This is a genomic window from Flavobacterium sp., assembly GCF_020217025.1.
In the GTDB taxonomy this organism is placed as follows: Bacteria; Bacteroidota; Bacteroidia; order Flavobacteriales; family Flavobacteriaceae; genus Flavobacterium.
On sequence record NZ_JAIWOF010000066.1, the window covers coordinates 1 to 10,000 of the forward strand.

General features: G+C 33.1%; 10 protein-coding genes. 6 read left to right on the forward strand and 4 right to left on the reverse strand.

The features are described 5' to 3' along the window. Positions 1 to 4: 4 nt before the first annotated feature. The gene (locus LDL23_RS03070) at positions 5 to 1,375 is read right to left on the reverse strand and encodes a saccharopine dehydrogenase C-terminal domain-containing protein (RefSeq protein WP_291264399.1); all 1,371 of its coding nucleotides are present in this window, start codon (positions 1,373 to 1,375) and stop codon (positions 5 to 7) included. 123 nt (positions 1,376 to 1,498) lie between these two features. Between LDL23_RS03070 and LDL23_RS03075 the strand changes: the two genes are divergently transcribed. Both LDL23_RS03075 and pckA read left to right on the forward strand, forming a co-directional pair. Next, positions 1,499 to 1,885: a DUF423 domain-containing protein gene (locus LDL23_RS03075; protein ID WP_291264400.1), complete on the forward strand. Its 387-nt coding sequence runs from the start codon at positions 1,499 to 1,501 to the stop codon at positions 1,883 to 1,885. A 69-nt stretch (positions 1,886 to 1,954) separates the two neighbouring features. Then, a complete protein-coding gene (gene pckA / locus LDL23_RS03080; RefSeq protein WP_291264401.1) occupies positions 1,955 to 3,580 on the forward strand; it encodes a phosphoenolpyruvate carboxykinase (ATP) in 1,626 nt (541 codons plus the stop codon). Between the two features lie 118 nt (positions 3,581 to 3,698). On the opposite strand, the gene LDL23_RS03085 is transcribed toward pckA, so the two are convergent. Together LDL23_RS03085 and LDL23_RS03090 are read right to left on the reverse strand one after the other, a co-directional pair. Next, a complete protein-coding gene (locus LDL23_RS03085; RefSeq protein WP_026724456.1) occupies positions 3,699 to 4,448 on the reverse strand; it encodes a uroporphyrinogen-III synthase in 750 nt (249 codons plus the stop codon). Positions 4,449 to 4,465: 17 nt separating this feature from the next. Further along, positions 4,466 to 5,131, reverse strand: coding sequence for a DUF4271 domain-containing protein (locus LDL23_RS03090; protein ID WP_291264402.1), 666 nt, complete (start codon positions 5,129 to 5,131; stop codon positions 4,466 to 4,468). 107 nt (positions 5,132 to 5,238) lie between these two features. On the opposite strand from LDL23_RS03090, the gene LDL23_RS03095 reads away from it, so the two are divergent. From LDL23_RS03095 to LDL23_RS03105, 3 genes are read left to right on the forward strand one after another with little or no spacing between them, the layout of a single operon-like run. Further along, positions 5,239 to 5,961 (forward strand): polyprenol monophosphomannose synthase, encoded by a 723-nt coding sequence (locus LDL23_RS03095; RefSeq protein ID WP_291264403.1) that lies wholly within the window; start codon positions 5,239 to 5,241, stop codon positions 5,959 to 5,961. Continuing rightward, complete coding sequence (locus tag LDL23_RS03100) at positions 5,961 to 7,307, forward strand: dihydroorotase (RefSeq protein WP_291264404.1); 1,347 nt, start codon at positions 5,961 to 5,963, stop codon at positions 7,305 to 7,307. Before LDL23_RS03095 ends, LDL23_RS03100 begins: the two co-directional genes overlap by 1 nt. Then, positions 7,307 to 7,663, forward strand: a complete 357-nt coding sequence (locus LDL23_RS03105) for a DUF4296 domain-containing protein (protein ID WP_291264405.1) — start codon at positions 7,307 to 7,309, stop codon at positions 7,661 to 7,663. The genes LDL23_RS03100 and LDL23_RS03105 overlap by 1 nt, the downstream gene beginning before the upstream one ends. Positions 7,664 to 7,671: 8 nt before the next feature. On the opposite strand, the gene LDL23_RS03110 is transcribed toward LDL23_RS03105, so the two are convergent. After that, entirely contained in the window at positions 7,672 to 8,658 is a 987-nt protein-coding gene (locus tag LDL23_RS03110) for an NAD-dependent epimerase/dehydratase family protein (RefSeq protein WP_291264406.1), read from the reverse strand. 103 nt (positions 8,659 to 8,761) lie between these two features. On the opposite strand from LDL23_RS03110, the gene tyrS reads away from it, so the two are divergent. Next, positions 8,762 to 10,000: tyrosine--tRNA ligase (tyrS, locus tag LDL23_RS03115; protein ID WP_291264407.1), on the forward strand; the 1,239-nt coding region annotated here is incomplete at its 3' end.

Sequence of the window (10,000 nt, forward strand, 5' to 3'; positions counted from 1 at the left end):
GTGTTTAATTTTTTACATTCAACGGATTATAACCTAAATAAGGAACTTCAATTTCTTTGAAAATTACACCATAATCTTCTAATTCTTTTAAAATAGGATTGTACACTTCTTTAGTAATTGGCAATTGAACACCAGGAGTTGTAATTTCCTTATTTAAAATTTTCAATGTAGCAATGGCAACTGGAAGTCCAACGGTTTTTGCCATAGCTGTGTAGGTTTGGTCATCACCAATACAAACCATGGTAGCATCAATTTGTTTTTTCTCACCGTTCAATTCGTAGCCAAATTTGTGATACATCACAATCATGTCTTTGTCATTTGGTTCTAAAGCCCATTTTTCAGCTAATATTTTTTCTAAAATTTGAGCTGGAGTCGCTTTTACTAATCCTACTTTTTTGTTTGGATTGAATAAATCGATTTCTACTAATTTATCCCAAATTATATCGTCTTGATCAATTTTTTGAATGGCGCGAAGTTTAATTTCCACAGTATCGGTTGGATGATAAGGTAAAAATGAATTTGTAAATTCACGATAGGTCATTTCTTCCGAATTGTCGATCGTGTACGAATCATCGGTCATGCCTAATTGTACTAAAATATCCCAAGCTCTTGAATAACCTACTCTTCTGATGGTTCCTCGGTAACAAGTTAAAGCGTCATCTAAACCGTAAACGCTTCTGTATTTTAGAGAATCACGATTTGCGTATGCTTCAAATCTTCCGTAACCTTCTACTTCTAAAAATTCCGTTCTTCTAAATAATTTCGAGTACGGAATGTATTTGTAATTTCCTTCTTGAATAAACTTTGCAGCACCACCTTGTCCAGCTAAAACTACATTTCTAGGATTCCAAGTAAATTTGTAATTCCACAAATTAGTATCACTTTCAGGAGCAACTAATCCTCCGCAGAACGATTCAAATAAAATGATTTCTCCGCCTTTTTCACGAATTTCATTTAATACTTTCATCGCACTCATGTGGTCAATTCCTGGGTCAAGCCCAATTTCGTTCATGAAAACCAAGCCATTTTCTTTAGCAGCAGCGTCTAATTCTTGCATAGCTGGGCTAATATAAGATGCGGTTACCATGTGTTTTTTGTAGGTAATACAGTCTTTAGCCACTTCTAAATGCAAATGCGCTGGCAACATTGAAACAACCACATCTGCTTTTTGAATTTCTTCTTTTCGTTGTGCTTCATTAAAAATATCAAAAGCAATTGCTCGTGCATTTTTATGATTGTTGGTTTTTTGTTTAGCCAATTCTTCAGACAAATCGCCAATAATAACATGAAGATTTTGTGCTTCTGAATGGTCTAAAAGGTATTTTATAAGGGATGAAGCAGAACGACCCGCTCCAATGACTAAAATATGTCTCATTTTGTAAAATCTGAAAATATCACACGAAGATAGTAAAATGTTATATTTATAAAAACAAATTCTTCATTTATGTCATAATTTAACATAAAAACTTTTGCTATCTTTGGTCTCAAATTTTATAAAATGGATAAGAAAATACTGTTGGTTGCGGCTGTTTTAGGAGTAACGGCAATAATTTTAGGTGCATTTGGTGCTCACGCATTAAAAAAAGTACTTTCGGTGGAGCAATTGGCAACATTTGAGGTAGGAGTGCGTTATCAAATGTATCATGCGTTGTTTCTTTTGTTTATAGGAACTTTTGCTTTTTTAGGAGAAAAAGAACGCGCCATTATTTTTTATTTAACGATTACAGGGGTTTTGTTTTTTTCAGGCTCTATTTATTTTTTGGCGACAAATACAATTACAAATTTAAAGACGAAATTTTTAGGACCGATTACACCAATAGGCGGACTGTTCTTGGTTTCGGCTTGGGGCTACTTTTTTTACGCTGTTTTATCTAAAAAACACTAAATTAAAACGCTATCTCAAATTTAATTTATAATTTTGCACTTTATTTTAAACACAACCTAACCAAATTTTATGGATACGAATGCTCAAACTACGAAATCGATTTCGTTAGAAAAGTACGGAATCGTTAATGTATCAGAAATCATATACAATCCTTCATACGATTATTTATATAATGAAGAATTAAACCCAGCTTTAGAAGGTTTTGAAAGAGGCCAGTTGTCAGAACTTGGCGCTGTAAACGTAATGACTGGTGAATTCACAGGTCGTTCTCCTAAAGATAAATACATTGTTAAAGATAGCGTTACAGAAAACACGATTTGGTGGAATTCTGATAAAGCAGCTAACGATAACAAACCAATTTCTCAAGATACTTGGAATGCTTTAAAAGAAACTACTGTAAAGCAATTATCTAATAAAAAATTATACGTTGTTGACGCTTTTTGTGGCGCAAACGAAAACACAAGATTGAAAGTTCGTTTCATTATGGAAGTAGCATGGCAAGCACACTTTGTGAAAAACATGTTCATCCGTCCAACAGATGCTGAATTAGAAAACTTTGGTGAGCCAGATTTCGTAGTAATGAACGGTTCAAAAACAAGTTTTAAAGATTACGCAGCTTACGGATTAAATTCGGAAGTATATGTAGCATTCAACTTAACTGAGAAAATCCAATTAATTGGAGGAACTTGGTATGGTGGTGAAATGAAAAAAGGATTGTTCTCAATGATGAACTATTACTTGCCATTACAAGGAATCGCTTCTATGCACTGTTCGGCTAACAAAGGAAAAGATGGCGATGTTGCTGTTTTCTTCGGATTATCTGGAACAGGAAAAACTACATTATCAACAGATCCAAAACGTGAATTAATCGGAGACGACGAACACGGATGGGATAATGACGGTGTTTTCAACTTTGAAGGTGGATGTTATGCAAAAACTATCGATTTAAGTAAAGAAAATGAACCAGACATCTTTGGTGCTATCAAAAGAGATGCGTTATTAGAAAACGTAACGGTTGATGCTAACGGAAAAATTGATTTCAAAGATGGTTCAGTTACACAAAATACACGTGTTTCTTACCCAATTAATCATATTGAAAACATTGTAAGACCCGTTTCTAAAGCAGGTCATGCTACTAAAGTTATTTTCTTAACTGCAGATGCATTCGGAGTAATGCCTCCAGTTTCTAAATTAACTCCAGAGCAAACTAAATATTACTTCTTATCAGGATTTACAGCTAAATTAGCAGGAACTGAAAGAGGAGTAACACAACCAGAACCTACGTTCTCAGCTTGTTTCGGAAAAGCATTCTTATCATTACACCCAACAAAATACGGTGAAGAATTAGTGAAGAAAATGGAGCAACACAACGCTACAGCTTACATGGTAAACACAGGTTGGAACGGAACAGGAAAACGTATTTCTATTAAAGATACGCGTGCAATTATCGATGCTATTTTAGATGGTTCTATCGAAAATGCGGAAACTAAAACAGTTCCAGTATTTAATTTTGTAGTTCCTACCGCTTTACCAAATGTAGATACTAACATTTTAGATCCAAGAAATACCTATGCTGATGCAGCTGAATGGAATGCAAAAGCTGAAGACTTGGCTTCAAGATTTATCAAAAACTTTGTTCAATATACAGACAACGAAGAAGGAAAATCATTAGTAGCAGCTGGTCCTCAATTGTAATCTAAAGAAATTTATATAGTAAAAAGTCCCGAAAATTTCGGGACTTTTTTTGTTGGTATTAATCAAACAAAAAACCCAAACTCTTTCGAATTTGGGTTCTGTATATTTTTGTTTGTTTTTATTTTCCTTTGTTAGCTTCAGCTACATATTTTTCTAAAGCTCCTGTCATCGATGGTGTTCCAGGACTTGGAGCCATGATATCAACACGTAAACCGTGTTCTAAAGCTTCTTTTTTTGTAGTTTCTCCAAAAACAGCAATTCTAGTGTTGTTTTGTTGGAAATCAGGGAAGTTTTTAAATAACGATTTAATTCCTGTTGGACTAAAGAACGCTAAAATGTCGTAATAAACATCTTTCAAGTCTGATAAATCACTCATTACAGTTCTGTAGAAAATACCTTGTTTCCATTCTACTTTTAAACCGTCTAATGTTTGTGGAACATCGGCATTTAATTGGTCGGTATTTGGTAATAAGAATTTTTCGTCTTTATATTTCTTAATTAGCGGAGCTAAATCAGCGAAGTCTTTTTGACCTACATAAATTTTTCTCTTTCTGTATACTACATAACGTTGTAAGTAAAAAGCAACCGCTTCAGATTGGCAAAAGTATTTTAAATCTTCTGGCACTTTGTAACGCATTTCTTCAGCCACTCTAAAAAAGTGATCTACAGCATTTCTACTTGTTAATATGATGGCAGTATAATTATTTAAGTCGATTTTTTGAGCGCGAACTTCTTTAGCCGGAACACCTTCTACATGGATGAAAGGTCGAAAATCAACCTTTACTTTCAGTTTATTTTGAAGCTCAAAATACGGAGAATTTTCTACTTTAGGCTCTGGTTGTGAAACTAATATTGTTTTCACTTTCAAATTTGACATATTTCTCTCTAATTTTTTGTAAACCAATTATAAATAAAATAGTAAGGTGCTATTTCAAGGGTGCAAAGATATAAAATAAAATAAAATATTTTACGTAATAGTAAATTTTGATACAATTTCAATGCAACCAAGTAAGTAGTGATGTTTATAGTGATTAGGGTAATCAATAATGTCCAAAAAAACCAATCCGAATTAAACGAATTGTAGAATAAAATGATATTAACGGGTAATAAAATGAATCCAAAATAAGCTCTGTAATTTACTTTTAATAAGTTGAATTGCTCGTTAAATTCTTCTATTTTAAATGCTGTTGCAATAATTTTTTCAATTAAGAATTTAGAAAGAATAAAAACACTCAAAAAAGTGAAAATTTGGATGTAAACAATCAAATCGGTTTTTTCCGCTCTATGAAATTGATTTAAAACCAATAGCGTAAAAAATGAAAATGAAATTAACTGTAAAAAAAACATCGAAATGGTAAAACCACTCATCAAGTTACTACTATCGCGATAAATCTTGGTGTATTTATCGGAATAAGCTAATCGAACAAATTCGTTAAATCGAACAGAAGATATGGTTTTGTTAATGGCAATTATAGCCACGCAGATAATAAACAAGATGGTTGCCCAATCTTTGCTTTCGATGATTCTGTCGTGTAATTGAATTGCTAACATAATTGGCGCAAAATTACAAAAAATAGTATCACTTTCATTATTATAAAATTATTAAGAATTGTCAGCTAGAAATACCTTATTTTTGCAGTTGAAATACAAGATTTTTTATGGCTCAGGGTATTGTTGTAATTCCAACTTTTAACGAAATTGAAAATATTGAAGCAATTGTAAAGGCAGTTTTGTCTTTACCTACTTCTTTTCATGTTTTAATTGTAGATGACAATTCGCCTGATGGTACACCGGCAAAAGTGAAAGAAATGCAAGAAGAATTTCCAACACGATTGCATCTAAAAGTGCGTATGAAAAAATCGGGTTTAGGTACGGCTTATGTGGCGGGGTTTAAATGGGCGCTTTCTCATGGATATGATTATATTTTTGAAATGGATGCCGATTTTTCTCACAATCCAAATGATTTAGAAAAGTTGTTAGCTGCTTGTGAAAATGGTGCGGATGTTGCCATTGGTTCCCGATATTCTAACGGAGTTAATGTGGTAAATTGGCCTTTGAGTCGTGTTTTGCTATCTTATTTTGCTTCCGTTTACGTTCGAATGATAACAGGTATGAAAATAGCAGATGCTACTGCAGGATTCAAATGTTACAGAAGACAAGTATTAGAAGCGATCAATTTGGATAAAATAAAATTTGTGGGTTATGCGTTTCAGATTGAAATGAAATATCGCGCTTTCGTAAAGAATTTTAAAATTGTTGAAGTGCCTATCATTTTTACCGATAGAACAAAAGGACAATCAAAAATGAGTGGAGGAATTATACGCGAAGCCGTAGTTGGAGTAATAATGTTGAGGTTAAGAAAAATATTTAATAGATTATAATGAGTACAGTTTTAATTCGAAATGCCAAAATTGTTAATGAAGGAGCTATTTTTGAAGGTGATATTTTAATTGAGAATGAATTCATTAAAGAGATTGCCGAAAAAATAAGCCCAAAATCGTCGGATTGCGTTATTATTGATGCGGAAGGAAGTTATGTAATGCCTGGAGCAATTGACGATCAGGTACATTTTAGAGAGCCAGGACTTACACACAAAGGAAATATCGAAACAGAAAGTAGAGCAGCTGTTGCAGGCGGAATTACTTCTTTTATTGAGCAGCCAAATACAATTCCAAATGCTGTTACTCAAGAACTTTTAGAAGATAAATATCAAATTGCTTCTCAAAAATCGTATGCGAATTATTCGTTTATGATGGGAGGAACCAACGATAACTTAGACGAAGTTTTAAAAACAAATCCAAGAAATGTTGCAGGAATCAAATTATTTTTAGGTTCTTCAACAGGAAATATGTTGGTAGATAATCCAGAAGTTTTAGAAAAGATTTTCTCTTCAACAAAAATGCTAATTGCGGTTCATTGTGAAGATGAAGCAACTATAAAAGCTAATACTGAAAAATACAGAGAAGAGTTTGGAGATGATATTCCAATGAAATACCATCACTTAATTAGAAGTGCGGAAGCTTGTTATTTGTCTTCTTCTAAAGCGATTGAATTAGCAAAAAAAACAGGTGCTCGTTTGCATGTCTTTCACTTGTCAACAGCAAAAGAAATGGAATTATTTACCAATAAAATTCCATTAGAACAAAAACAAATTACAGCAGAAGTATGCATTCATCATTTATGGTTTACGGATGCTGATTATGATGCAAAAGGTTCCTTAATCAAATGGAATCCAGCTGTAAAAACACAAGCTGATAAAGATGCGCTATGGAAAGCGTTATTAGATGATAGAATTGATGTAATTGCAACCGATCACGCTCCACATACATTAGAAGAAAAAATTAATCCCTATATGACTTGTCCTTCTGGTGGGCCATTAGTTCAACACGCGGTTGTGGCTATGTTTGAAGCGCATCATCAAGGAAAAATTTCGATAGAAAAGATTGTAGAGAAAATGTGTCACAATCCGGCAAAAATTTTCAAAATCGAAAAGCGAGGTTTTATTAAGGAAGGATATTATGCTGATATTGCCATTGTAAATGCTTATTTGCCTTGGAATGTAAAAAAAGAAAATATTTTATATAAATGTGGTTGGTCGCCTTTTGAAGGATATAACTTCAAATCGAGAGTAACGCATACTTTTGTTAATGGTAAATTAGTTTATCATAATGGTAAAGTAAAAGATGTAAAAGTAGGCCAACGATTATTATTTGAAAGAGAAGTGTAATGAAGCAAATACTGTTTTTATTCGTAAGTTTATTGGTGCTTTCTTGTTCCAAGAATCCAGTCCCTAAACCAGATAATTTATTGGACGAGGAAGTGATGGTTGATATTCTATTTGATGTGGCTGTTTTAAATGCGGCGCAAAATGTGAAACCATCAGTATTAAGAGAGCATAATATAGAAACACAAACATTTATATTTAATAAATATAAAATTGATAGTATTACCTATCATCAAAACCAACGTTATTATGCTTCTAAAGTAGACAAATATAGAAGAATGCATAAGAAAGTATTGGAAAGATTAGAGCAAGTTAAATCACAAACAAATGATACTTTTGGAAATAAGGAAAAAAAGTAATTTGTTAACTAACGTTGTTTATTGTTAATATATGCTGTTTTTTTTAAAAATTGTAACGATAGTGTGTTTGCAATTTTAGTATTGTCATATTGATATACTGAATGTGATGATTTGGCTGTTGTTTTATTCAGTTTAGGTCTACTATTTGTAAGTTTTGAAATTAACCAATTTGCTCTCCAGCTAATTTCAGTTAATAAAGGAGAGGCATAAATACTTGGTTTTTTTACTTTAAAAACCGTAGCAATATAAGTTAGTAGGTTTTTAAAATCTATATTTTCCCCAACTAAAATATATCGTTCCCCTGTTATATTGCTTTTCATTAATTGTACCATACATTTCACAACATCTTCAACTGATATAATTCCAATGTTACCTTTGGTATAAAACGATAATCCATTTTTAACGGATTGAATTATCACATCGCTTCCTTTTTTCGGAAAGCCGTAACCAAAAATAACTCCTGGATTTACAATTACGACTTCTAAGCCTTCTTGATGTCCACGCCAAACTTCCATTTCAGCACCATATTTTGTAATCGCGTAATCACTGTGTAATTCTTCTGGATTCCATTCGGTCTCTTCTGTAATGATGGTTTCGTGTTCTTTTGGATTTCCTAAAGCGGCAATAGAACTTACATGACAAAGTTTTTTTATACCAAAATCAATACAGCAATTTACTACGTTCGCAGTTCCTTCGATGTTGATTTTTCTGAGTTCATCTTCGTCATTTGGGTCAAACGAAATCAAAGCAGCACAATGGTATACATGAGTGACATTTTCAAAAGCAATCTCTAACGAAGGAATATCCGTAATATCGCCTTTTACCCAATTGATTTTATCAAAAAGAGCCGTTTGATTATAAAAAGCAAAAACATTTTTCACTTTTTCAATTTGTTTTTTGGAACGGAATAGCGCTTTGACTTCCTCATTTTCTTGAAGAAGTTGCACTAATAAATGCGAACCTACTAAGCCTGTTGCTCCTGTTACTAAAATCATGTTGTAAAAATAGCAATTCTTTTAAAAACGGACTAACTTTTAAACCTTCAAACTTTTAAACTTTTAAACTAAAAACTATCTTTGCTCAAATTATTTAAGAATCATGAAAAATTTTATTGAAGAAGTGACTTGGAGAGGAATGCTCCACGACGTAATGCCAGGCACAGAAGAACATTTGATGGAGCAGATGCGTGTGGCGTATGTGGGTATTGATCCAACCGCCGATTCATTGCATATAGGACATTTAGTTGGAGTGATGTTGTTGAGACATTTCCAATTGAGTGGTCATAAACCATTAGCGCTTGTAGGTGGAGCAACCGGAATGATTGGTGATCCATCTGGGAAATCTAATGAAAGAAATTTATTAGACGAAGCTACTTTACGTCACAATCAAGAAGCGATTAAAGGACAATTGGCTCGCTTTTTAGATTTTACTTCTGCGGAACCTAATGCTGCGGAGTTAGTAAACAACTACGATTGGATGAAAGAATTTTCATTCTTAGATTTCATTCGCGATGTGGGAAAACACATTACAGTGAACTACATGATGGCGAAAGATTCGGTTAAAAAACGTTTGACTGGAGAAACTTCAGAAGGAATGTCATTTACTGAATTTACATACCAATTAGTGCAAGGTTACGATTTCTTACATTTATATCGTGCAAAAAAATGTACGTTGCAAATGGGTGGAAGTGATCAATGGGGGAATATTACCACAGGAACAGAATTAGTTCGTAGAATTGAATCAGGTAAAGCGTATGCCTTAACTTGTCCATTAATTACAAAAGCGGATGGAACAAAATTCGGAAAATCGGAAGGTGGAAATATTTGGTTAGATGCGGAAAGAACTTCGCCATATAAATTTTACCAATACTGGTTAAATACTTCAGATGTTGATGCTGAAAAATACATTAAAATTTTCACGTTCTTAGACAAAGAAACGATTGAAAAATTAATTGCAGCACATAACGAAGCGCCTCATTTACGAGCGTTGCAAAAACGATTAGCAGAAGAAATTACTGTAATGGTTCATTCGCAAGCTGATTTAGAAAATGCAATAGCAGCTTCAAATGCGTTCTTTAGTCCGTCTATGGATGAGTTGAAAAAGTTAGATGAGAAAACGTTTTTAGAAGTGTTTGATGGTGTTCCTCAAGCTGAAATTTCTATGGAAGATTTGAATGCAGGTTTGGATATGATTGCAGCTTTAGCAGCAAAAACCAACTTCTTAGCTTCTAATAGTGATGCGCGAAGAGAATTGAAGCAAAATTCAATTTCTTTGAATAAAGAAAAAGTAGGTGAAGATAAAATCATTACAAAAGAGGATTTAATCAACAATCAATTC

Excerpts from the sequence above, each read along its gene's own strand:
- LDL23_RS03110 (WP_291264406.1), bottom strand. The coding sequence starts at position 8,658 with ATGATTTTAGTAACAGGAGCAACAGGCTTAGTAGGTTCGCATTTATTA.
- LDL23_RS03100 (WP_291264404.1), top strand. The coding sequence starts at position 5,961 with ATGAGTACAGTTTTAATTCGAAATGCCAAAATTGTTAATGAAGGAGCT.
- LDL23_RS03095 (WP_291264403.1), top strand. The coding sequence starts at position 5,239 with ATGGCTCAGGGTATTGTTGTAATTCCAACTTTTAACGAAATTGAAAAT.
- pckA (WP_291264401.1), top strand. The coding sequence starts at position 1,955 with ATGGATACGAATGCTCAAACTACGAAATCGATTTCGTTAGAAAAGTAC.
- LDL23_RS03090 (WP_291264402.1), bottom strand. The coding sequence starts at position 5,131 with ATGTTAGCAATTCAATTACACGACAGAATCATCGAAAGCAAAGATTGG.
- LDL23_RS03070 (WP_291264399.1), bottom strand. The coding sequence starts at position 1,375 with ATGAGACATATTTTAGTCATTGGAGCGGGTCGTTCTGCTTCATCCCTT.
- LDL23_RS03075 (WP_291264400.1), top strand. The coding sequence starts at position 1,499 with ATGGATAAGAAAATACTGTTGGTTGCGGCTGTTTTAGGAGTAACGGCA.
- LDL23_RS03105 (WP_291264405.1), top strand. The coding sequence starts at position 7,307 with ATGAAGCAAATACTGTTTTTATTCGTAAGTTTATTGGTGCTTTCTTGT.